The organism is Pseudomonas sp. B21-009, assembly GCF_024749345.1.
In the GTDB taxonomy this organism is placed as follows: domain Bacteria; phylum Pseudomonadota; class Gammaproteobacteria; order Pseudomonadales; family Pseudomonadaceae; genus Aquipseudomonas.
In genome coordinates, this window is sequence record NZ_CP087199.1 from 1,736,091 (window position 1) to 1,758,221 (window position 22,131).

Below are 22,131 nucleotides of genomic sequence, written 5' to 3' on the forward strand. Positions count from 1 at the left end.
GCGACTTTAGCACCGATGGCCGCTGGGGTTAAAGCAATCAGGCCGGTTCTTCAGCGACTTTTTGCGGTGGCGGATTGTATTGCGCAAAGCTCACGTCGTCGGTCTGGTCGACGCGCTTTTTCAGCCGTTCGTTGAAGGCGCGATTGACCGCATATTGCCCGCCGGAGCTGGTGCGAAACTGCGCGGTCAAAGTGATGCCGTTGAGGTTCATGCTGTCGACCCCGAACACCTGCAGCGGCCCCTGCAGGCTATGGCGCAGCAGCGGGTCTTCGCTGATCGACTGGCCGACTTCGCGGATCAGTTTAAGCGCGCTGTCGACGTCGGTCTGGTAGCTGAACTGCACCGAGAAGAACGCATAGGCGAACTGCCGTGACTGGTTGGTGACCGCCTTGATCTGGCCGAACGGTACCGAGTGCACGAAGCCCTTGCCATCACGCAGGCGCAAGGTGCGGATGGTCAGGCTCTCGACCGTGCCGGCATGCCCGGAATCGAGCACCACCCAGTCGCCGATGGCGATGGTGTCTTCGATGAGGATGAACAGCCCGGTGATCACGTCCTGCACCAGTTGCTGGGAGCCGAAACCGATCGCCAGGCCGACCACCCCGGCGCCGGCCAGCAAGGGCGCGACGTTGATGCCCAGGTTGGCCATGGTGGTGATGGTGCAGATCACCACCAGGATGATCTTGATGGCATTGCGCAGCATCGGCAGGATGGTCCGCACCCGGGTGCTCGGCTGGCGCGACGAGCGCCGCCCGACCGTGGGCTTGAGGGCTTCCTGGATCGCCGTGTCGATCACCACCCACAACAACCAGGTGACCAGCAGGATCAGGCCGATGCTGCTCAGTGAATCACTGATCGCCCGGCCCAGGCTGTTGCGCAGGGCAAAGTCGAGCACCGAAAAGCCCCAGATGCGCCCCAGCAGCTCGATGAAGGCCACTGCCATGGCGATGCGCAGCAGCGCGTGGGCAAGGTTGCGCAGCAGTTCCTTGTACGGACGCAGGCGTTGCCCGGGTTCGATGTCGTGGGCCTTGAACAGGTGCTGCAAGGTGGTGCTGAGAAACAGCGTGGCAATCAGCAAAATGGTGGTCAGCAGGGCGTTTTGCAGGGCCTTCTGGCTCTCTTCGCCGGCGCCGATCAGGGTGATGGCCGAGACCAGGATCATCATCAGGATCGGCAGGTACCAGAGCCAGGAAAAGATCCGCAGGGTTTCCTGCACGGCGCGGTGCTGCAAGCGCTCCTTGAGCGCGCGGTTGCGGATCAGGTGCGCCACCGGGCGGCGCAGGCGAATCACCAGGACGGCGAACGCCAGGGTCGCCAGCAGGCCGGTGATTACCGCCACGCTGCTGGTGATGTTGCCGCCCAGTTGGCGGGCGATCTGCGGGCTGGTCAGGGCATCGCTCCAGGCCGCCAGAAAGCCGATCATGAACAGCGGCCGAGGCGCCAGCTGGCGAATGATGCGCACCGCCGCGCGCTTGTGGCCGGTGTCGAACAGGGTGATCAGGCACAGGATGATCGAGGTCGAGAAGATACCGCTGCTGGTGGCATAGGCCAGGCTCAGGCCCAGGGCGCGGCCTACCGACGGCTCCAGATAGTGGCTGACGTACAGCGTGGTCGGCAGGCTGGCCAGGGCCGGCAGGGTATAGGGCAGCAGGTAGCCGAGCAGTTTCTGCAGGCGCGGGCGTTGGCGCAGCGGGCGGCTGTTGTTGCTGCGATGGGCCAGCAGGCGGCCGAGGTTGGTGAGCACCGCGAAGGCGACCAGCCAGGTGATGCTCAGCAGGGCGAAATCGCCGAGCAGGTCGAGGCCATCGCGACCGGCGTGGCGGTTGACCAGTTGATCGACTTCATTGGCGGCGCGGTCGGCGCGCAGGCGCCAGCTGTCGAATAGGTGGCTGTCGATATCCAGTTCCTGGCTGACATCGTCCAGACCATCGGCAATGGCGCCGAGCAGGCCGCCCTGGACCACGGGTTCAGGTTCAGGTGTTGGTGCGGCGGGCGAAGGTTCGGCGGCGAACAGCTGGCTGCTCAACAGGCAACTGAACAGCAAGGTGAGTAAAGATCGGGTCACTGGGCACTCCTTGAGCCGTGGATGACGGAAAGGGTAGTCAATGAACTGATCAGCAAATGGGAGGGTAAGTTCGATAGGGGGTGAAGCAATCGCGGGTCAAGTAGAGGCGTCACCTCGACTGACCCGCGATGAGGCCATTACTGCCCGGTGTAGATCTGGTCGAAAATCCCGCCATCGTTGAAGTGGGTTTTCTGCACGGTGCGCCAGTCACCGAAGGTCTTCTCGACCGAGAGGAAGTCGACTTTCGGGAAGCGGTCGGTGTACTTGGCCAGCACCGCTGGATCACGCGGACGCAGGTAGTTGTTGGCGGCGATTTCCTGGGCCTCAGGCGACCACAGGTATTTCAGGTATGCCTCGGCGGTGGCGCGGCTGCCTTTCTTCTCGACCACCTTGTCGACCACACTCACCGGTGGCTCGGCTTCGGCGGAGACGCTTGGGTAGATGACTTCAAACTGGTCACGACCGAACTCGCGGGCGATCATTTCGGCTTCGTTCTCGAAGGTCACCAGCACGTCGCCGATCTGGTTGGTCATGAAGGTGGTGGTGGCGGCGCGGCCACCGGTATCGAGCACCGGCGCCTGCTTGAACAGCTTGCCGACAAAGTCCTTGGCCTTGTTCTCGTCACCGCCGTTTTTCAGCACATAGCCCCAGGCCGAGAGGTAGGTGTAGCGGCCGTTACCGGAGGTTTTCGGGTTTGGCACAATGACCTGGACGCCGTCTTTGAGCAGGTCGGGCCAGTCTTTCAGGGCCTTGGGGTTGCCCTTGCGCACGATGAACACAGTGGCCGAGGTGAACGGCGCGCTGTTGTTCGGCAGGCGCGTGACCCAGTTGTCCGGCACCAGCTTGCCGTTGTCGGCCAGGGCATTGATGTCGGTGGCCATGTTCATGGTGATGACGTCAGCCGGCAGGCCGTCGATTACCGAACGGGCCTGCTTGCTCGAGCCACCGAACGACATCTGCACGGTGATCTTCTCTTTGTGCTCGGCTTCCCAGTGCTTCTGGAACGCGGCGTTGTAATCCTTGTAGAAGTCGCGCATCACGTCGTACGAGACGTTCAGCAGCGGCGCCGGAGCGGCCTGGGCCACGGAGCCGAAGGCGAGGCTTGCGGCCAGAAGCGAGGCACTGAAGAGTTTTTTCACTGCGCATTCCTTGTTCGAGTTAGCGTTAAAGGCATTATGCCAGCGACTATAACGGTTGGGCTTTAGGCGCTAAAAGATTAAAAAGTGCTTTGCTTATTCCATTTTTTTGAACAGCGCATTGCCGCAGCGCGAGCAGAACGCCGCGCCGTGTTCATGGCTGTTTTTCCGGCACACCGGGCAGTCGTGCTGCAGCTGTTCGCCGCGCATGGCGTTGGCAAGCTCGGCGGTGAAAATCCCGGTGGGCACGGCGATGATCGAGTAACCGGTGATCATCACCATCGACGACAACACCTGGCCCAGCGGGGTTTTGGGCACGATGTCGCCAAAGCCGACCGTGGTCAGGGTGACGATCGCCCAGTAGATGCCCTTGGGGATGCTGGTAAAGCCATGCTCGGGACCTTCGACCACATACATCAGGGTGCCGAACACGGTGACCAGGGTCGAGACGCTGAGCAGGAACACGATGATCTTCTGCTTGCTGCCGCGCAGCGCCGCGAGCAGGTAATGGGCCTGCTTGAGGTAGGGGCTGAGCTTGAGCACGCGAAAGATCCGCAGCATACGTACGACGCGGATGATCAGCAGGTATTGGGCGTCGCTGTAGTACAGGGCGATGATCCCCGGGACGATCGCCAGCAGGTCGACCAGGCCATAAAAACTGAAGGCGTAGCGCAAGGGCTTGGGCGAGCAATACAAGCGGATCAGGTACTCGACCAGAAAGATCGCGGTAAAGCCCCACTCGACGGCCGCCAGCAACCCGGCATAACCCTGGTGCACCTCGTCGATGCTGTCGAGGATCACCGTTACCAGGCTGGCGAGAATGATCAGCAGGAGGATCTTGTCGAAGCGCCGGCCGGCCGTGGTGTCGGTTTGAAAGACGATGACGTAGAGCCGCTCGCGCCAGCTCGAAGGGGTGTCCATAGGCTCGTTCCAAAGGCAGATGGGCAGAGCCTAGGGGCTGCACCTCAGCTGTGCAAGCGACGCCGGCTGTGGGATAGCGGCAGGCGTAGCAGGCGGCCACCGGCATGCAGCAGCCAGCAGGCGAGAATGAACGGCGCGGTCAGGCCGGCGACCGGCAGCAGGCTCACCGCCGGTTGCAGGGCAATTGCCAGGACGATGGCCAGCAGCGGCAGCCAGGGCCGCTGGCGTTCCTGGCTGAAGGCCAGGGCGGCGAGGGCGGCATTGAAACCGAACAGGCCGTTGTAGGCCGCCGTGGCCTCGCCACCGAGCAACGCCACGCTGCCGCCGATGGCCGAGCCGAGCAGGGCCCAGACGGCGGCGTAGCGATTGGAGATCAGCAGGCCGAGGGCGATCAGCACGCCGGCCAGCGGCTGGTCGAGCAAGAAGATCTGCCCAAGGCCGCGGGCCAGGGCGAACAGCGGGTTGGCCTCGACACTGGTGCTGGTGGCGCTGGCGGGTTCGGCCATGGCCAGCGCCATCCAGCCAAGCAATACGAATGGCGCGGTGTAGGCGGGCAGCAGTTGCCTGGGGCCGCGCTTGAGCCACTGGTGCACGAGCATGCTGCTCAGGCCGCCAGCGGCGATGATCAGTGGCGGCAGAATCGCCGACCAGGGCAGGGCATAGCTGATCAGCAGACCAATCAGCACGCCGTTGTAGCTGTACAGGCCGGCCTGGCGGTCAGTGCGGTTGTAGCCACGGCGCTGGGCAGTCAGCAGCCCGGCGAGGGCCCCGAGCAGCGCGCCGCCGACCAGGTCGGGCGCGGTCAGGGTGATAGCCAGCAGGCAGCACAGGCCACACAGCGGATTGCGCTGCAGCAGTACCTGGCTGAAGCCGTTGAGCAAGGCCGTGGCCCAGTCGGGGCACGGGTTGACGAAATTCTTGGTGTACATGGGGGCAGTCTGGGTTGATGTGGAGTGGGGAGCCTCTTTGGGCCGGGTTGTCCCACCTGGGGTTTGTGTTGCATTCATCGCGGGTCAAGCCCGCTCCCACAAACCTGTGGGAGCGGTCTACCTCAGATCAAGGTCTCGATCCGCAGCGTGTTAGTCGACCCCGGCTTGCCAAAAGGCACACCGGCAGTGATCAACAGCGTGTCGCCGCGGCTGGCCATGCCCTGGGCCTGGGCGATCTCCAGGGCGGTGGAGCAGATCTCGTCGACCTGGCGCAGGCGATCGTTGACCACCGAATGCACACCCCAGGCCACGCTCAGGCGCCGGGCGGTGGACAGGTTGGGCGTCAGGTTGAGGATCGGCGCCCGTGGCCGCTCGCGCGCAGCGCGCAGGGTCGAAGCCCCCGATTCGCTGTAGTTGACCAGCACCGCCACCGGCAGGATGCCGCTGATGCGGCGGATCGCGCAGCTGATGGCATCCGACACGGTGGCCTCGGCTTTCGGCCGGCCGACGTCGAGTTGCGCCTGGTAGTCCGGGCCGTTCTCCACCTGGCGGATGATCTTGCTCATCATCTGCACCGCTTCCAGCGGGTAGTCGCCCGAAGCGGTCTCGGCCGAGAGCATCACCGCATCGGCGCCTTCGGCCACGGCGTTGGCGACGTCGGTGACTTCGGCGCGGGTCGGGGCCGGGGAGAAGCGCATCGATTCGAGCATCTGTGTGGCCACCACCACCGGTTTACCCAGTTCGCGGCAGGTGTTGATGATGCTCTTCTGGATCTGCGGCACGCTTTCAGCCGGCACTTCCACGCCCAGGTCGCCACGGGCAACCATGATCGCGTCGCTGAGCTCGGCAATGGCGCGCAGTTGGGTCACCGCCGAGGGCTTCTCGATCTTGGCCATCAGGTAGGCACGGTCACCGATCAGCTGGCGCGCTTCGACGATGTCTTCCGGGCGCTGCACGAACGACAGTGCCACCCAGTCCACGCCCAGCTCCAGGCCGAAGCTCAGGTCGCGGCGGTCCTTGGCGGTCAGCGGGCTGAGGTCGAGTACCGCTTGCGGCACGTTGACGCCCTTGCGGTCGGACAGCTCGCCGCCGTTGAGCACTTCGGTCTCGATCGCGTCGCTGTGCTTGGCGGTCACCCGCAGGCGCAGCTTGCCGTCGTCGAGCAGCAGGTCCATGCCCGGCTCCAGCGCAGCGATGATTTCCGGGTGCGGCAGGTTGACCCGCTCAAGCGTACCCGGGGTGCTGTCCAGGTCCAGGCGCAGGGCCTGGCCGCGTTGCAGCTGGACCTTGCCCTCGGCAAAACGGCCGACGCGCAGTTTAGGCCCCTGCAGGTCCATGAGGATGCCCAGCGGGTAGTTGAGCTGGCTCTCCACCTCGCGGATCCACTGGTAGCGCAGGGCGTGGTCTTCGTGCTCGCCGTGGCTGAAGTTCAGGCGAAAGATGTTCACCCCGGCCTCGACCAGTTGGCGGATGTCATCGATGCCCTTGATCGCAGGACCGAGGGTGGCAAGGATTTTGACTTTTTTATCAGGCGTCATGTCAGGCACTCTCGAGAATCAGGATGGCGCGAAAATCGTTGACGTTGGTCCGCGTCGGCTCGGTAACGATCAAGTCATCGAGCGCGGCGAAGTAGCCGTAGCCGTTGTTGTTGTCCAGCTCGTCACTGGCCGACAGGCCCAGGGCCGCGGCGCGGGCGTAGCTGTCCGGGGTCATCAGTGCGCCGGCGTTGTCTTCGGAGCCGTCGATGCCGTCGGTGTCACCGGCCAGGGCATAGACCCCGCGCAGGCCCTTGAGGCTTTCGGTCAGGCTCAGCAAAAACTCGGCGTTGCGCCCGCCACGGCCATTGCCGCGCACGGTCACGGTGGTTTCGCCACCGGAGAGGATCACGCAGGGTGGCGACAGCGGCTGGCCGTGCTGGACGATCTGCCGGGCGATGCCGGCATGGACCTTGGCCACCTCGCGCGACTCGCCTTCGAGGTCGCCAAGGATCAGCGGGCTGAAGCCGGCCTGGCGGGCTTTGACCGCTGCCGCTTCCAGCGACTGCTGGGGCCGGGCGATCAGCTGGAAGTGGCTGCGGGCCAGGGCCGGGTCGTCGGCCTTGACGGTCTCGGAGGCCGGGTTGTTGAGCCAGGCGGTGACCGCAGCAGGCGCTTCGATGTTGTAGCGCTTGAGGATCGCCAGGGCTTCGGCCGAGGTGCTCGGGTCGGCCACGGTGGGGCCGGAGGCAATGACCGTGGCCAGATCCCCGGGTACATCGGAAATCGCATAGGTATAGACGGTGGCCGGCCAGCAAGCCTTGGCCAGGCGCCCGCCCTTGATCGCCGAGAGGTGCTTGCGCACGCAGTTCATCTCGCCGATGGTGGCGCCGGATTTGAGCAGGGCCTTGTTGATCTGTTGCTTGTCGGCCAGGGTCAGGCCTTCGGCAGGCAGCGCCAGCAGCGCCGAACCACCGCCGGAGAGCAGGAAAATCACCCGGTCGTCAGCCGTGAGGTTGCTGACCATTTCCAGTACCCGCTTGGCCACGGCCAGGCCGGCGGCATCCGGGACCGGGTGGGCGGCTTCGACCACTTCGATTTTCGAGCAGCTGGCGCCATGGCCGTAGCGGGTAACCACCAGGCCGGAAACCGGGCCCTTCCAGGCGCGCTCGACGACTTCAGCCATGGCCGCGGCAGCCTTGCCGGCGCCGATGACGATGACGCGACCGCTGCGGTCGCTGGGCAGGTGGGCTTCAAGGACCTGGCGGGGATGCGCGGCATCGATGGCCGTGGCGAACAGCTCGCGCAGAAAGTGTTGCGGATCGACCGACATGGCAGGCTCCAATCTTATTGTTTTTCAAAATCGAAAACGCCCCTGGTTCTGCCTCCGTGCAGGCCGACCCAGGGGCGCTGAAAGCGGCAAGCTTCAAGCCCCAAGCCGCAAGAGAAAGCGGATCGATGCGCGGCCTGCTTTTACTTGCAGCTTGAAGCTTGCAGCTGGCCTCTTACTCTTCACCGCGGATCGAGAAGTTGGCCATGTGTTCCAGGCCCTTGATCAGCGCCGAGTGGTCCCAGTTGGCGCCGCCGATGGCCGCGCAGGTGCTGAACACTTGCTGGGCGTTGGCGGTGTTGGGCAGGTTGATGTTCAGTTCCTTGGCACCTTGCAGGGCCAGGTTCAGGTCTTTCTGGTGCAGGCTGATACGGAAGCCCGGGTCGAAGGTGCCCTTGATCATGCGCTCGCCATGCACTTCGAGGATTTTCGACGAAGCGAAGCCGCCCATCAGTGCTTCACGCACCTTGGCAGGATCGGCGCCGTTCTTGGCGGCGAACAGCAGCGCTTCGGCCACCGCCTGGATGTTCAGGGCGACGATGATCTGATTGGCGACCTTGGCGGTCTGGCCATCGCCGCTGCCGCCGACGCGGGTGATGTTCTTGCCCATGACCTGGAACAGCGGCAGGGCGCGTTCGAAGGCGTTCGGGCAGCCGCCGACCATGATGCTCAGGGTCGCGGCCTTGGCACCGACTTCACCGCCGGACACCGGCGCGTCGAGGTAGGTGGCGCCGGTGGCCTTGATCTTCTCGGCGAAGGCTTTGGTGGCGGTTGGCGAGATCGAGCTCATGTCGATCACCACCTTGTTCGGGCCGACGCCCTGGGCCACGCCGTTGTCGCCGAACAGCACCGCTTCAACCTGCGGGGTATCGGGGACCATGACGATGATGAATTCAGCTTCCTGGGCCACTTCTTTCGGGTTGGCCAGGGCTACGGCGCCGGCGGCGACCAGGTCGGCAGGCGCGGCGTCGTGGTGGGTCGAGAGGAACAGGCTGTGACCGGCTTTTTGCAGGTTCTGCGCCATTGGGCGGCCCATGATGCCGGTGCCGATAAATCCGATTTTAGCCATGAGAAATGCCTCTTGTAATTGTTGGATGCAGGTCAGATCGCGTTATGGGTCTTCAGCCAGCCAAGGCCCGCTTCGGTAGTGGTCAGCGGCTTGTATTCACAGCCCACCCAGCCCTGGTAGCCGATACGGTCCAGGTGTTCGAAGAGGAAGCGATAGTTGATCTCGCCAGTACCCGGCTCGTTGCGGCCGGGGTTGTCGGCCAGCTGGATGTGGTTGATCTTGGCCAGGTTGCTCTGCACGGTACGGGCAAGATCGCCCTCCATGATCTGCATGTGGTAGATGTCGTATTGCAGGTACAGGTTGCTGCTCGCCACCTCGGCCTGGATCTCTAGCGCCTGTTTGGTGGTGTTCAGGTAGAAGCCCGGGATGTCGCGGGTGTTGATCATTTCCATGACCAGCTTGATCCCGGCGGCCTGCAGCTTGTCGGCGGCAAACTTGAGGTTGTCGACGAAGGTCTTGCGCACCGTGGCGCAGTCCGGGCCTTGTGGACGGATGCCGGCCAGGCAGTTGACCTGGGTGTTGCCCAGCACCTGGGCGTAGGCGATGGCCAGATCGACACCGGCGCGGAATTCCTCGACACGGGCCGGGTCGCAGGCGATGCCGCGATCACCCTTGGCCCAGTCGCCGGCCGGCAGGTTGAACAGCACCTGGGTCAGGCCGTGGGCATCGAGCTGCTGCTTGATTTCAGCCGAGCTGAAGTCGTACGGGAACAGGTACTCGACACCGCTGAAGCCGGCGTCGGCAGCAGCCTTGAAACGGGCGAGGAAGTCCTGCTCGGTGAACAGCATGGACAGGTTGGCGGCGAAACGTGGCATGGTTGTCTCCTTGCAAAAAGGGGCCCTGTGCACCCGGCAGCAGGGCCTTCGCAGCGATCAGTCGAGCAGGGAAATCGCGGTTGGCGCGTCGTTGCCGACCAGGGCCAGGTCTTCGAATTCGTTGACCGCGTTGATTTCGGTGCCCATGGAAATGTTGGTCACGCGCTCGAGAATAACCTCGACCACCACCGGTACCCGGAACTCTTCAGCCAGCTTTTGCGCCTTGAGCAGGGCCGGGGCGATCTCGCCAGGCTCGGTCACGCGCAGGGCCTTGCAGCCCAGGCCTTCGACCACGGCGACGTGATCGACGCCATAACCGTTGAGTTCCGGCGCGTTGACGTTCTCGAACGCCAGCTGCACACAGTAATCCATCTCGAAGCCGCGCTGGGCCTGGCGGATCAGGCCCAGGTAGGAGTTGTTCACCAGCACGTGGACGTAGGGCAGGTTGAACTGCGCGCCCACTGCCAGCTCTTCGATCATGAACTGGAAGTCATAGTCGCCCGACAGTGCCACGACCTTGCGAGTCGGGTCGGCCTTGACCACGCCCAGCGCCGCAGGAATGGTCCAGCCCAGCGGGCCGGCCTGGCCGCAGTTGATCCAGTGGCGTGGCTTGTAGACGTGGAGGAACTGCGCGCCGGCGATCTGCGACAGACCGATGGTGCTGACGTAGCAGGTGTCCTTGCCGAACACCTGGTTCATTTCCTGGTAAACGCGCTGCGGCTTGACCGGCACGTTGTCGAAGTGGGTCTTGCGCTGCAGGCTCGACTTGCGCTGCTGGCAGTCTTCGAGCCAGGCGCTGCGGTCCTTGAGCTTGCCGGCGGCTTTCCACTCGCGGGCCACTTCCAGGAACACGTCCAAGGCGGCGCCAGCGTCGGAAACGATACCCAGGTCCGGGGTGAACACGCGGCCAATCTGGGTCGGCTCGATGTCGACGTGAATGAAGCGGCGGCCTTCGGTGTAGACGTCAACGGAGCCGGTGTGACGGTTGGCCCAACGGTTGCCGATACCCAGCACCACGTCGGACTTGAGCATAGTGGCGTTGCCGTAGCGGTGCGAGGTCTGCAGGCCGACCATGCCGACCATCAGCGGGTGATCGTCAGGGATGATGCCCCAGCCCATCAGGGTCGGGATCACCGGGATACCGGTCAGCTCAGCGAATTCCACCAGCTTGTCGCAGGCATCGGCGTTGATGATGCCGCCACCGGCAACCAGCAATGGACGCTCGGCAGTGTCGAGCATGGCCAGGGCTTTCTCGACCTGAACACGGTTGGCCGCAGGCTTTTGCACCGGCAGCGGCTGGTAGGCATCGATGTCGAATTCGATCTCGGCCATCTGCACGTCGAACGGCAGGTCGATCAGCACCGGGCCTGGGCGGCCGGAGCGCATTTCATAGAAGGCTTTCTGGAACGCATACGGCACCTGGCCGGGTTCCAGAACGGTGGTCGCCCACTTGGTCACCGGCTTGACGATGCTGGTGATGTCGACGGCCTGGAAATCTTCCTTGTGCATGCGGGCACGCGGCGCTTGGCCGGTGATGCACAGGATCGGGATGGAGTCGGCCGAGGCACTGTACAGGCCGGTGACCATGTCGGTGCCGGCAGGGCCGGAGGTGCCGATGCACACGCCGATGTTGCCGGCCTTGGTGCGGGTGTAACCCTCGGCCATGTGCGAGGCGCCTTCAACGTGACGAGCGAGGACGTGATCGATACCGCCGACTTTCTTCAGGGCCGAGTACAGGGGGTTGATGGCTGCACCCGGAATGCCAAACGCGGTTTCCACACCTTCGCGGCGCATCACCAGAACGGCTGCATCAATTGCTCTCATTTTGCTCATGGTTTTGTGCCTCTTTTATTTTGTAATTGTATACAAATGGCTTTTCACCAGAGTGTATTCACGCCAGGCGACTCTGGTCAATCCATTTTCATCGGCGATCGGCGCTTTCGTCGGGAAGCCTTTAAAAATGGCGTTTCGTCAGAATTGGTTCATCGCGTCGAAATTATTGTATACAAAAATATTCGCCATTGTGTTCTATTTGTTCTATTGATTTTTACACCTGCCCTCGGGCTTCTAACAACAAGAGGACCTTTCCATGAACGCTTTGACCCTGAAAGTCGCTGTCAGCCTGGTGAACGCTGCGCTGGTGGCCGGGCGCAAGATCTCCTCCGCGCCGCTGACCGTGGCGGTGCTGGACAGCGGCGGTCACCTGCTGGCCCTGCAGCGTGAAGACGGCGCCAGCCTGCTGCGCCCGCAAGTGGCGATGGGCAAGGCCTGGGGCGCAATTGCCCTGGGCAAGGGCTCGCGCCTGCTGGCGCTGGACGCGCAACAGCGCCCGGCGTTCTTCGCCGCGCTCAATGGCCTGGGTCAAAGCCCGGTGGTGCCGGCGCCGGGTGGGGTGCTGATTCGTAATCAGCAAGGCGTGGTGCTGGGAGCGATCGGTATCAGTGGCGATACGTCGGATATCGACGAGCAGTGCGCGATCAGTGCGATCGAGGAGGCGGGGTTGACGGCGGATGCCGGTGTAGCGGCTTAAAATGTATCGCGGGTCAAGTCGAGTCGTCGCACCGCCGCTCCCACAATCTCCTGACCCTGTGGGAGCGGCGGTGCGACGACTCGACTTGACCCGCGATGGATGCACTACCGATCAAGCGTCCGGCTCACAGCCCTTGAGCACCAAACGAATGATGGTCTGCGCCGCCGCTTCATAATCGCTGTCATCGAGCTTGGCCTTGCCGGTGACCACCGAGATCTGCCAGTCGAAGTCGGCGTAGGTCTGGGTCGCGGCCCAGATGCTGAACATCAGGTGGTGCGGGTCGAGTGGGGCGATCTGGCCGCGGTCGATCCACGCCTGGATGCACTCGATGTTGTGCCGGGCCTGGTCGTTGAGCTGCTCGACCTGGCTCGGGCTCAGGTGCGGCGCGCCGTGCATGATCTCGCTGGCGAACACCTTGGAGGCGAACGGCAGGTCGCGGGAGATGCGCACCTTGGAGCGGATGTAGGCGCTCAGCACTTCTTTGGGATCGCCGTCGGCATTGAACGGTGTCGACGCCTGCATGATCGGTTCGATGATGCTTTCCAGGACCTCGCGGTAGAGGTTTTCCTTGGACTTGAAGTAGTAATAGACGTTGGGCTTGGGCAGGCCGGCCTTGGCCGCGATGTCGCTGGTCTTGGTGGCAGCGAAGCCCTTGTCGGCAAACTCTTCACTGGCCGCGCGCAGGATCAGTTCTTTGTTGCGCTCGCGAATGCTGCTCATGGTTGACGCTGTTCCTCGTGTCTGGCCGCTGGCGGCACCCGGGCCTGGGAGGGCGGTTGCGCATGGTAGCACCGGGTTCGCAAGCGGCTCAAGGTGGCGACTTTGAGCTAGACTGTGGCCCTCTCAACCCGCTGGAATCAGGCAAACATGGCAGGAAGCAGTCTTCTGGTATTGATCGACGATATCGCCACGGTACTCGACGATGTCTCGGTAATGACCAAGGTCGCGGCAAAAAAGACCGCAGGGGTGCTGGGCGACGACCTGGCGCTCAATGCCCAGCAGGTTACCGGCGTGCGCGCCGAGCGGGAAATCCCGGTGGTCTGGGCGGTGGCCAAGGGGTCGTTCCTCAACAAACTGATCCTGGTGCCGGCGGCGCTGTTGATCAGCGCCTTCATCCCCTGGGCGGTGACGCCGCTGCTGATGGTCGGCGGTGCGTTCCTGTGCTTTGAAGGCTTCGAAAAGCTCGCGCACAAGTTCCTCCACAGCAAGGAGCAAGACCAGGCCGAGCATGCGGCGCTGACCGAGGCGGTGGCGGACCCAGCAGTCGACCTTGTGGCCTTCGAGCAAGGCAAGATCAAGGGCGCGGTGCGCACCGACTTCATCCTTTCGGCCGAGATCATCGCCATCACCCTGGGCGCGGTCGCCCATGCGCCGCTGACCCAGCAGATCATCGTGCTCTCGGGCATCGCCATTGTCATGACCATCGGTGTTTATGGCCTGGTGGCCGGCATCGTCAAGCTCGATGACCTGGGCCTGTGGCTGACCCAGAAGGCTTCCAGCGCCGCCAAGGCGATCGGCAACGGCATCCTGCGCGCGGCGCCGTACATGATGAAAAGCCTGTCGGTGATCGGCACGGCGGCGATGTTTCTGGTCGGTGGCGGGATTCTGGTGCACGGCGTGGCGCCGCTGCACCATGCCATTGAAGCCTTCAGCGCAGGCCGCGGCGGCGCCTTGACCGGCGCCTTGCTCAACGCCGGCGTCGGTATCGTTGCCGGTGCCGCGGTACTGGCGGTGGTGGCGGTCATCGGCAAGCTCTGGCGTGCTGCCAGAGCCTGATGCCGCGAGGTTCGATCAGTTCTTCAGTGCTGTGCGCTCGTTGGCTGCGGGCAGCCAGTCGAGCAGGTGGTGGGTGAAACCGTAGCTGGCGACCTGGTAGTAGGCGATTGCGCGCTGGATCAACGGGTCACTGGTGCTGCTGTTCACTTCCTGGCTTTCACCCAGCGCCTGGTTGTGGCGGCGCAAGCCGTCACGCGGGCTGAGGATGGCCAGGTCCTGGCCATTGAACAGGCCCAGGTGCTGGTAGTTGCCGATCAGCACCCGCGGTGGCAGGCGGTCATCGAGCATCAGGTCGCGACCGAAGAAGGTCGAGGTGTAGCTCATGTTCAACAGGCCCAGCAGGGTCGGTGCGAGGTCGATCTGGCTGGCCAGTTTTGACTCCTCGCGCGCTTCGATCAGCTTCGGGGCGTAGATGAACAGCGGGATCTGATAGTTGCTGACCGGCAGGTCCTCCTTGCCGGCGCTCCCCGCCGTGTGATCGGCGACAAAGATGAACAGGGTGTTGTCGAACCAGGGTTTGCTGCGGGCCTGTCGCAAAAAGCGCCCGATGGCATGGTCGGTGTACTTCACCGCGCCGTCGCGGCCATTGCCTGATGGAATATCGATACGGCCATCGGGGTAAGTGTAAGGACGATGGTTGGAGGTGGTCATCAGTTGCAGGAAGAACGGCACCTGGTTGTCGTGGTCGGCGTCCGCCAGTTTTAGCGCTTGGGTGTACAGGTCTTCATCGGACATGCCCCAGGCATTCTTGAAGCTGATGTCGGCTTCGGCAACGCTGCTCTGGTCGACGACCCGGTAGCCGTTGCCGCTGAAAAACGCGTTCATGTTGTCGAAATAGCCGCGCCCGCCGTAGACGAACACGCTGTCATAGCCGACTTCGGCCAGTTGCTGGCCAAGGCTGGCGAAGCCGCTTTCACGGCCGATGCGCTTGACGATCGAACGCCCGGGCGTTGGCGGCATCGACAGAGTGATCGCCTCCAGGCCGCGGTCGGTGCGCGTGCCGGTGGCATAGAAGTTGTTGAAGTACAGGCTCTGCTTGCGCAGTGCGTCGAGGTTGGGGGTAAGGTTGCGGGTATCGCCGTTGCTGCCCAGGTACTTGGCGCTCAGGCTCTCGATGGTAACCAGGACGATATTCGGCGTGCGCGGGCTGCCCGAGGCAGTAATTTCCCGGCGAATGCCCATGGGTTCCTGATCGACGAAGCGTGCATTGGGTTCTTGCAGTTCGGCGCGGATCAACTGGGTGGATTCGCTTTCGCTGAGGCTGCCGTAGAACTGTGAATAGTCCAGTTCGTTGTTGCGAAACGCGGCAAAGAACTGGTAAGGCCCGTTGCTTGCCAGTTCGCGGGCGTAAGCATTGCCACCCTGGCCGCGAGGCATGTCCTGGTTGATCAACAGCGCGCAACAGCCAACCAGCAGTGCCAGGCCAGCAAGGTTGGCAAGGCGTTTACGCCAACTGGGCAAAGGTGCATCCAGGGCCTGGCGCAACGGTTTGGCAATTGCCAGGGTCACTACCAGCGCGACCAGTGCCAGTACGCTGAGAATCAGGCCGATGGGGTAGGACTCGAGGATGTTGTTCAGTACCTCATCGGAGTACACCAGGTAGTCCACGGCGATAAAGTTGAAGCGCACGCCGAACTCGTCCCAGAACAGCCATTCGGCAACGGCGACGAACAACATGATGAATACGCTGGCGAACATCACCACTCGCAGCAACCCGCGATGCGCCCGCAACCGCCATAGCGGCGCCGGGCACAGCAGCAGGTAGACGGCCAGGGGCAGGGCGGCATAAATCAGAAAGCCCAGGTCATAGACCAGGCCGGTGGTAAAGATCGAGAAAAAATGCCCCCCGGCTTCACTCAGGTGAGTGAAGTACAGGGCGCTTCTTGTCAGTAAGAAAATAACCAACCACAACGACGTTAATAGCAGTAGATAGCGCACCGGCGCTGAGCGTGTAGCGTGCATGGCGTTTGCCTTGTTATTGCAGGGGAAGTGGGGCGGCAAACTAACGCTTGAAATGAGAAAAAATTGTCAAATAAATGCAGTGAAGAAGTTTGTCTGTGGTTTATAGTGATGGTTCTTTCATGCCGCAAGGATGCGCACGAGGCGCTAATGATAATCGCCCCTGATAACTAAATAAGGAGCTCATGAATGCCCTTCAGAACATTGACCTACGATGTCTTTCACCTGGGCTTGTACATGGCCACTGCATTGGCCTGGACCAGCCTGTGCGTCATGGTTTTGCTTTGCGCGCGCAGGCGTCGCTTTGCTACTGTGCCGGGCAGTTGCCTGGGCGTGGCTGGGCTGGGCGTGCTGGTCTGCCTGGGAATCCTGTTGGCAGATGTACTGCGCCTGATCGATCACCGGGCGGTGTTATTCAGTCTGTTGGTTTTTGGGGTTATTGCACCGGGGCTTGCGGCTGCTGGTTTGTATCTGCGTCTGAATCTGCGGCGCGCGAGTATCGGTTGAATTCGTTTATAGGAAAATGCCTTAGTTGATGTAAGAGATTTCCGAAACTTGACTTGCTTATAAAAGTTGCGCCCATGCAGGGCGCAACTTTGTATTCGTGCAAATCAGAAGTGCGCTTTGACCAGGAAGCTGGCCGTGTTCTGATCGGTATCAAAGGCATCGCTGTCCTTGATGCCGTATTTGTTCTTCCAGTAGTCGTATTCGAAACCGACATACAACTGCTTCTCGCCCCAGTTCAGCGCCTTGCCCAAGTCGTATTTGACCTGCGGGTTGAAGTGCAGGTTGGCGTGGTAGGTGCCACGGCGGCTGGTGGCATCGTTGTCGACGACCCAGTCCATGAAACCATCGATGAGGATGTCGGACTTGCCCACAGGAATGGTGTAGGACCATACCGGGGTGATCTGCCAGACGTTGTCACCGGCGCGGCTGCCTTCGGTGTGGCGCTGGTAGAAGTTCAGCTGGAAGTAATCAAAGCCCGGGATGTCCAGGTCGAAACCCGGGCCGATCAGGTAGGACTCGGTGTCACCTTCGCCAAACTCGTAGGTCATGGCCAGCAGCACGTCCTTGACCGGGCCGAAGGCCAGCTTCTGGTCGAAGATCTTGCCGAACGACAGGCGCGGGCTGATCTCGCCGTAGTAGGTGTTGGGGCCGTTGTTGAAGTCCTTGTCGCCGTTGTAGAAGATCTTGTCGACGAAGATGAAGTTGTCGCCGTACTTCCAGGCATCGGCGTGCTCGAAGGTCACGGTCTGCTGGATCGACGGGTTGACGGCGAAGTTCTTGCCCCACAGGTAGGTCAGGCTGTTGTTCTGCCATTGCAGCAGGTCACCGGCGCTGGCACCGGTGCTGGCCGCCAGCAGGCCGCTGGCGAGGATCAGGCTGTTGGTAATACGCATCGCGTAGTTGCTCCCTTGATTGATTCTGTGTCGGTGCTCTGGTGTGGCACCTTTTGGGTAATTACTTGTCTTCTGAGTCAGTTTTTTTCGATTGGCCACAGCTGTTTGGCAAGAGCTGGGCCAACTTTTTGGGGCTGGCTCAACAATCCTGCTCGACGTCAGACTGAACAGATGAAAAGGGTATTGCTGGATGGCGTGACGCTTGCCAACCGCCCGAATTCATTGACTGAGCGGTCAGCAAACGCAGACAGGATCCGTCCTGCCCTGAGCGAGGGGGCGCGCAGATTACTGGCTTGCGCGCCGGTCCTCAAGTGCTCCGTCCTGGAGCAGGTGTGGCAAAAACTGTGCGTTTGGTCAGCTTTTAGAAGTGAACCTTAACCAGGGCGCTGGTAACGCTCTGGTTGGTGTCGAGCTTCCCACTGTTCTCGATACCGTATTTGTCTTTCCAGTAGCTGTATTCGATACCCACGTACAACTGCTTGGCGCCCAGGTTCAGGGCCTTGCCCAGGTCATATTTGACCTGCGGGTTGAACTGCAGGTTGGCGTGGTAGGTGCCGCGCCGGCTCTGGTCGTTATCAACCACCCAGTCCATGTAGCCATCGATCAGCACGTCGGACTTGCCCACAGGGATGGTGTAGGAAAAGGTTGGGGTAATCTGCCAGACGCGATCACCGGGGCGGCTGCCTTCGGTATTGCGCTGCATGATGTTGAGGGTGAAGTAGTTGAAGCCGGGAATCGCCAGGTCAAAGCCGGGGCCGATCAGGTAGGCCTCGTTGTCGCCTTCGCCCGACTCGTAGGTCATGGCGATCAGGACGTCCTTGATCGGACCGAACTCGAATTTGCGATCGAAGATCTTGCCCAGCGACAGCCGCGGGCTGAACTCACCGTAGTAGGTGTTGCTGCCTTTGTTGCGGTCGGTACCGCCGTTGTAGAAGATCTTGTCGATGAACAGGAAAGTGTCGCCGTACTTCCACTTGTTGGCATGTTCGAAGGTCAGCGTCTGCTGGATCGCCGGGTTGACCTGAAAGTCCTTGCCGTAGAGGTAGGTGAGGCTGTTGGTGTGCCAGAGCAGCAAGTCCCCTGCGGCGGCTGGCAAGGTGGCCAGCAGAGTGCTACCCAGCAGGAGGGAAGTGGTGATGCCTTTCATGTTGTGATTCCCGGCTTTGTTATTGTTGGTTTTCGGTTTTTTGGCGCGAAGCGCCCCGGCCGACCCGCTCCCACGGGTCGACGGCCTTGCATGTTGCTCGGGTGACGCCGGGCGGCAAGCGCCGCCCAAAGGCTCAGTGCTGGTGGGCGGTATCGTTGTGGGCGGCGCGCTCGGCGCCACCGAGGATGTTGAACAGCAGGTTGAGGATCAACGCGCTGACGGTGGCCATGGCAATGCCGCTATGGGTGATCGGTTCCATCCACTGCGGCATCTGTGCAAAGAATTCGGGGCGCACCACCGGGATCAGGCCCATGCCGACGCTGACGGCCACCAGCAACTGGTTACGACGGTCGGCGATGTCGGCTTCCTGGAGGATCTTGATGCCGGTGGCGGCGACCATGCCGAACATGGCAATCGAGGCGCCGCCAAGTACTGCTGGCGGAATCGAGGCAATCAGGAACGCCGCTTTTGGCAGCAGGCTGAGCAGGATCAGAAAACCTCCGGCAACTACCGTAACGTAGCGGCAACGCACGCCGGTCATCTGCACCAGGCCGATGTTCTGGGCGAACGAGGAGTGGGTGAAGGTGTTGAAAAAGCCGGCCACGAACGATGCGCCGGCATCGCACATCAGGCCGCGGCGCAGCATGCCCGGGGTGACTTCACGGTCGGTGACCTTGCCCAGGGCGAGGAACATGCCGGTGGACTCGACAAAGATGATCACCACCACCAAGCACATCGACAGGATCGGCGCCAGGCTGAAGGTCGGCATGCCGAAGTGCAGCGGGGTGACGACCTGGACCCAGGGCGCTTCGCTCAGGCCGGTGAGGTCGACCATGCCGATGGAGCCGGCAATGATGTAGCCCAGGCCCATGCCGATCAGCACCGAGACATTGACCCAGAAGCCACGCATGAAGCGGTTGATCAGCAGGATGGTGGCCAGCACCAGGCCGGCGACGATCAGGTACACGGGGGAGCCGAAGGGTGCGGCATCGGCGCCGCCGCCGGCCCAGTTGACGGCAACCGGGAACAGCGACAGGCCGATCGAGGTGATGACCGTGCCGGTCACCAGGGGCGGGAAGAAGCGCACCACCTTGGACATGAACGGCGCGATGATCATGCCGAAGAAGCCGGCAGCGATGGTCGCGCCGAAAATCCCCTGCAGGCCGACGCCGGGCATGCCGGCCATGGCCACCATGCTGCCGACCGCGGCAAAGCTTGCGCCCATCATCACCGGCATGCGGATGCCGACAGCACCAATGCCGAACGACTGGACGATGGTGGCGACACCAGCGACCAGCAGGTCGGCATTGATCAGGAAAGCGACTTCTTCACGAGAAAGTCCGGCGGCTTGACCGATGATCAGCGGCACGGCAATCGCGCCTCCGTACATCAGCAACACATGCTGCAGACCCACCAGGAACAGTTGGAACAGGGGCAGTAGCTGTCGTGGGGGCGCAACAGGGATGTACGCCTTGCGTGACTCGGACATGCAACACCTCGGTTTTGTTTTTATTCTTGGAGCTGCAAGCTTCAAGCGCCAAGCTTCAAGAAGAAGCAGGAGGTCGCGCTTGGCTTGCAGCTTTTTTTTGCTTGCCGCTTACAGCTGGCAGCTTGCGGCTGCCTTAGTTGGTCGGTGCTCCCTTGGCGACCCAGGCGCCAATCAGTTCACGTTCCTGTTGGGTCATCTGCGTGATGTTGCCCAGGGGCATGATCTGCGTGGCTACCGCTTGCGCCTGGATGCGCGCGGCCTGTTGCTGGATCTGCTGCGGGGTATCGAGCATCACCCCGGCAGGGGCGGCGCTGAACAGCGGGCTGGTCGGCTTGGCCGAATGGCACACCGCGCAGCGTTCCTGTATGACGCTGTGGATCTTGTCGAAACCGGCATCGTCGAGCTTGGCGGTGGCCTCGGCCGGGGCAGCAGCAGGGGCGGCTGGCTGGGCAGGGGCGGCAGCTTGTTCGGCGGCTTTCTCGGCAGCGGTCTTGCCACCCAGGGCGGTTTCCGGCAGCGGCTGGTACTCAACCTTGGCGGCGGCCTGCTGTGGCGCAGTCGGCATCGGCGCAGGGCCGGTAACGTAAGCCAGGCAGATCATCGCCAGGGCGCCGACCGGCAGGGTCCAGGCGTACTTGTTGCTGTCATGACGGGTGTTGAAGTAGTGACGCACCAACACCGCAGCCACCGCGATACCGCCCAGGATCAACCAGTTGTACTGGCTGCCATAGGTGCTCGGGAAGTGGTTGCTGATCATGATGAACAGCACCGGCAGGGTGAAGTAGTTGTTGTGTCGCGAACGCAGCAGGCCCTTGGCCGGCAGCAGCGGGTCGGGGGTCTGGTTGGCTTCGATGGCGGCCACCAGCTGACGCTGGGCCGGCATGATGATGCGGAACACGTTGCCGACCATGATGGTGCCGATGATCGCGCCGGTGTGCAGGTACGCGCCGCGGCCGCTGAACACCTGGCTGAAGCCGTAGCAGGCGGCAATGACCAGCACGAACAGGACCAGGCCGAGCAGGCCAGGGCGCTTGCCCAGTGGCGAGTCGCAGAGGAAGTCGTAGATGAACCAGCCGGCGATCAGCGAACCGACACCGATGGCAATCCCTTCACCACCGCTCAGGGTGCTGCCAGGGGCCAGCAGGTAGAGGGTCGGGTTCCAGTAGAACACCAGGCACAGCAGGGCGATACCCGACATCCAGGTGAAGTAGGCTTCCCATTTGAACCAGTGCAGGTTCTCCGGCATTTTTGGCGGAGCCAGCTTGTACTTCTCCAGGTGGTAGATCCCGCCACCGTGAATCGCCCAGAGATCGCCGGACAGACCGTCGCGCGGGTTGGCCCGGTTGAGGTTGTTTTCCAGCCAGACAAAGTAGAACGACGCGCCAATCCATGCCACGCCAGTGATCATGTGAACCCAACGCACGCTCAGGTTCAGCCATTCCAACAGATGTGCTTCCACAGTCTTTACCTCTACCCTGGCACCCTGTAGCCGGGCGCTCAGGTCTTCTCTTATTGGTGGGGGGCGAGGATCAATTGCTCATCCTCATTGAAAAAATGCTCATCGCAGTTGTTGCCAGTGCCACTGCGATCAACCACCAGGAAGTCATCCCGCTTTTCGATCGTCAGCACCGGGTGGTGCCAGACGCCGCGATGGTAATTGATGCCCTGCCTTCCATTACTGATGAAGGCACGGACCAGGCCTGATACAGGTGCATCGCCAACGGGCGCGACCACGATCAGAAAGGGGTTGCCGAGCAGCGGAATGAAAGCCTGGCTGCCCTGCGGATGGCGCTCCAGCATGCGTACGGTCAGGGGCATGTCCTGCGCATCGGCGCGGAAGATGCTGATGATCGCCTTGTCGTCGGGTTGTGCGGTTTCGACCGTGGCCAGACGATGGAAGCGCATGGTCGAGCCGTTGTTGATCATGAAGTGGTCGCTGCCGTCGGTTTCGATCACGTCACCGAAAGGGGCGAAGGCTTCTTTGCTCAGGGGCTCAATCACTAAAGTGCGCATGCGGATTCTCTTTATTCTGTGTTGTGGAGGGTGCCGTTGTGGCGCCGGTCAGGCCCTGGGTACGCTCGCGTCGCGCA

General features: G+C 62.3%; 19 protein-coding genes. 3 read left to right on the forward strand and 16 right to left on the reverse strand.

What is annotated here, in order from left to right; genetic code table 11:
• Positions 1 to 37: 37 nt before the first annotated feature.
• From LOY34_RS08075 to gcl, 9 genes are all read right to left on the reverse strand, one after another.
• Complete coding sequence (locus tag LOY34_RS08075; RefSeq protein WP_195883391.1) at positions 38 to 2,065, reverse strand: mechanosensitive ion channel family protein; 2,028 nt, start codon at positions 2,063 to 2,065, stop codon at positions 38 to 40.
• Between the two features lie 137 nt (positions 2,066 to 2,202).
• A complete protein-coding gene (locus tag LOY34_RS08080) occupies positions 2,203 to 3,204 on the reverse strand; it encodes a sulfate ABC transporter substrate-binding protein (protein ID WP_123568109.1) in 1,002 nt (333 codons plus the stop codon).
• A 93-nt stretch (positions 3,205 to 3,297) separates the two neighbouring features.
• Entirely contained in the window at positions 3,298 to 4,122 is an 825-nt protein-coding gene (locus tag LOY34_RS08085) for an ion transporter (RefSeq protein WP_045200389.1), read from the reverse strand.
• A gap of 44 nt (positions 4,123 to 4,166) precedes the next feature.
• Positions 4,167 to 5,051, reverse strand: coding sequence for an urea transporter (locus LOY34_RS08090; RefSeq protein ID WP_195883392.1), 885 nt, complete (start codon positions 5,049 to 5,051; stop codon positions 4,167 to 4,169).
• 122 nt (positions 5,052 to 5,173) lie between these two features.
• The gene (pyk, locus tag LOY34_RS08095; RefSeq protein ID WP_045200392.1) at positions 5,174 to 6,589 is read right to left on the reverse strand and encodes a pyruvate kinase; all 1,416 of its coding nucleotides are present in this window, start codon (positions 6,587 to 6,589) and stop codon (positions 5,174 to 5,176) included.
• A 1-nt stretch (position 6,590) separates the two neighbouring features.
• Positions 6,591 to 7,859: a glycerate kinase gene (locus LOY34_RS08100; protein WP_045200395.1), complete on the reverse strand. Its 1,269-nt coding sequence runs from the start codon at positions 7,857 to 7,859 to the stop codon at positions 6,591 to 6,593.
• Between the two features lie 172 nt (positions 7,860 to 8,031).
• Positions 8,032 to 8,925, reverse strand: a complete 894-nt coding sequence (locus LOY34_RS08105) for a 2-hydroxy-3-oxopropionate reductase (RefSeq protein WP_045200397.1) — start codon at positions 8,923 to 8,925, stop codon at positions 8,032 to 8,034.
• Positions 8,926 to 8,957: 32 nt separating this feature from the next.
• Positions 8,958 to 9,740, reverse strand: coding sequence for a hydroxypyruvate isomerase (gene hyi, locus LOY34_RS08110; RefSeq protein WP_093385501.1), 783 nt, complete (start codon positions 9,738 to 9,740; stop codon positions 8,958 to 8,960).
• Positions 9,741 to 9,797: 57 nt separating this feature from the next.
• Positions 9,798 to 11,573 carry a glyoxylate carboligase gene (gene gcl, locus LOY34_RS08115; protein WP_045200404.1) on the reverse strand — a complete coding sequence of 592 codons (1,776 nt, stop codon included), beginning with the start codon at positions 11,571 to 11,573 and terminating at the stop codon, positions 9,798 to 9,800.
• Positions 11,574 to 11,829: 256 nt separating this feature from the next.
• Here gcl and LOY34_RS08120 point away from each other — a divergent pair, with 256 nt between their 5' ends.
• Complete coding sequence (locus tag LOY34_RS08120) at positions 11,830 to 12,270, forward strand: heme-binding protein (RefSeq protein WP_045200407.1); 441 nt, start codon at positions 11,830 to 11,832, stop codon at positions 12,268 to 12,270.
• A 111-nt stretch (positions 12,271 to 12,381) separates the two neighbouring features.
• Here LOY34_RS08120 and LOY34_RS08125 read toward each other — a convergent pair whose 3' ends face one another.
• On the reverse strand, positions 12,382 to 12,990 hold the full coding sequence (locus tag LOY34_RS08125) for a TetR/AcrR family transcriptional regulator (protein WP_010225109.1): 609 nt from the start codon (positions 12,988 to 12,990) through the stop codon (positions 12,382 to 12,384).
• A gap of 147 nt (positions 12,991 to 13,137) precedes the next feature.
• On the opposite strand from LOY34_RS08125, the gene LOY34_RS08130 reads away from it, so the two are divergent.
• Positions 13,138 to 14,046 carry a DUF808 domain-containing protein gene (locus LOY34_RS08130; protein ID WP_045200409.1) on the forward strand — a complete coding sequence of 303 codons (909 nt, stop codon included), beginning with the start codon at positions 13,138 to 13,140 and terminating at the stop codon, positions 14,044 to 14,046.
• A 15-nt stretch (positions 14,047 to 14,061) separates the two neighbouring features.
• On the opposite strand, the gene LOY34_RS08135 is transcribed toward LOY34_RS08130, so the two are convergent.
• On the reverse strand, positions 14,062 to 16,008 hold the full coding sequence (locus tag LOY34_RS08135) for an LTA synthase family protein (RefSeq protein ID WP_195883393.1): 1,947 nt from the start codon (positions 16,006 to 16,008) through the stop codon (positions 14,062 to 14,064).
• Positions 16,009 to 16,194: 186 nt separating this feature from the next.
• Here LOY34_RS08135 and LOY34_RS08140 point away from each other — a divergent pair, with 186 nt between their 5' ends.
• Positions 16,195 to 16,512, forward strand: coding sequence for a hypothetical protein (locus LOY34_RS08140; RefSeq protein ID WP_213602029.1), 318 nt, complete (start codon positions 16,195 to 16,197; stop codon positions 16,510 to 16,512).
• A gap of 104 nt (positions 16,513 to 16,616) precedes the next feature.
• Here the strand turns inward: LOY34_RS08140 and LOY34_RS08145 are convergent, their stop codons facing one another.
• From LOY34_RS08145 to LOY34_RS08165, 5 genes are all read right to left on the reverse strand, one after another.
• Complete coding sequence (locus LOY34_RS08145) at positions 16,617 to 17,405, reverse strand: outer membrane protein OmpK (RefSeq protein ID WP_045200414.1); 789 nt, start codon at positions 17,403 to 17,405, stop codon at positions 16,617 to 16,619.
• Positions 17,406 to 17,766: 361 nt separating this feature from the next.
• Positions 17,767 to 18,552, reverse strand: coding sequence for an outer membrane protein OmpK (locus LOY34_RS08150; RefSeq protein ID WP_195883395.1), 786 nt, complete (start codon positions 18,550 to 18,552; stop codon positions 17,767 to 17,769).
• Positions 18,553 to 18,685: 133 nt separating this feature from the next.
• Positions 18,686 to 20,041: a nucleobase:cation symporter-2 family protein gene (locus tag LOY34_RS08155; RefSeq protein WP_258664542.1), complete on the reverse strand. Its 1,356-nt coding sequence runs from the start codon at positions 20,039 to 20,041 to the stop codon at positions 18,686 to 18,688.
• Positions 20,042 to 20,174: 133 nt separating this feature from the next.
• Positions 20,175 to 21,500, reverse strand: a complete 1,326-nt coding sequence (locus LOY34_RS08160; protein WP_045200420.1) for a urate hydroxylase PuuD — start codon at positions 21,498 to 21,500, stop codon at positions 20,175 to 20,177.
• A gap of 50 nt (positions 21,501 to 21,550) precedes the next feature.
• Positions 21,551 to 22,054: an ureidoglycolate lyase gene (locus LOY34_RS08165; RefSeq protein WP_045200421.1), complete on the reverse strand. Its 504-nt coding sequence runs from the start codon at positions 22,052 to 22,054 to the stop codon at positions 21,551 to 21,553.
• Positions 22,055 to 22,131: the final 77 nt, after the last annotated feature.

Bases quoted from the DNA above. Each gene is read 5' to 3' on its own strand.
- LOY34_RS08150 (WP_195883395.1), bottom strand. From the start codon at position 18,552: ATGAAAGGCATCACCACTTCCCTCCTGCTGGGTAGCACTCTGCTGGCC.
- LOY34_RS08135 (WP_195883393.1), bottom strand. From the start codon at position 16,008: ATGCACGCTACACGCTCAGCGCCGGTGCGCTATCTACTGCTATTAACG.
- LOY34_RS08140 (WP_213602029.1), top strand. From the start codon at position 16,195: ATGCCCTTCAGAACATTGACCTACGATGTCTTTCACCTGGGCTTGTAC.
- LOY34_RS08155 (WP_258664542.1), bottom strand. From the start codon at position 20,041: ATGTCCGAGTCACGCAAGGCGTACATCCCTGTTGCGCCCCCACGACAG.
- gcl (WP_045200404.1), bottom strand. From the start codon at position 11,573: ATGAGCAAAATGAGAGCAATTGATGCAGCCGTTCTGGTGATGCGCCGC.
- hyi (WP_093385501.1), bottom strand. From the start codon at position 9,740: ATGCCACGTTTCGCCGCCAACCTGTCCATGCTGTTCACCGAGCAGGAC.
- LOY34_RS08165 (WP_045200421.1), bottom strand. From the start codon at position 22,054: ATGCGCACTTTAGTGATTGAGCCCCTGAGCAAAGAAGCCTTCGCCCCT.
- LOY34_RS08130 (WP_045200409.1), top strand. From the start codon at position 13,138: ATGGCAGGAAGCAGTCTTCTGGTATTGATCGACGATATCGCCACGGTA.
- LOY34_RS08145 (WP_045200414.1), bottom strand. From the start codon at position 17,405: ATGCGTATTACCAACAGCCTGATCCTCGCCAGCGGCCTGCTGGCGGCC.
- LOY34_RS08100 (WP_045200395.1), bottom strand. From the start codon at position 7,859: ATGTCGGTCGATCCGCAACACTTTCTGCGCGAGCTGTTCGCCACGGCC.
- LOY34_RS08085 (WP_045200389.1), bottom strand. From the start codon at position 4,122: ATGGACACCCCTTCGAGCTGGCGCGAGCGGCTCTACGTCATCGTCTTT.
- LOY34_RS08120 (WP_045200407.1), top strand. From the start codon at position 11,830: ATGAACGCTTTGACCCTGAAAGTCGCTGTCAGCCTGGTGAACGCTGCG.
- pyk (WP_045200392.1), bottom strand. From the start codon at position 6,589: ATGACGCCTGATAAAAAAGTCAAAATCCTTGCCACCCTCGGTCCTGCG.
- LOY34_RS08105 (WP_045200397.1), bottom strand. From the start codon at position 8,925: ATGGCTAAAATCGGATTTATCGGCACCGGCATCATGGGCCGCCCAATG.
- LOY34_RS08090 (WP_195883392.1), bottom strand. From the start codon at position 5,051: ATGTACACCAAGAATTTCGTCAACCCGTGCCCCGACTGGGCCACGGCC.
- LOY34_RS08125 (WP_010225109.1), bottom strand. From the start codon at position 12,990: ATGAGCAGCATTCGCGAGCGCAACAAAGAACTGATCCTGCGCGCGGCC.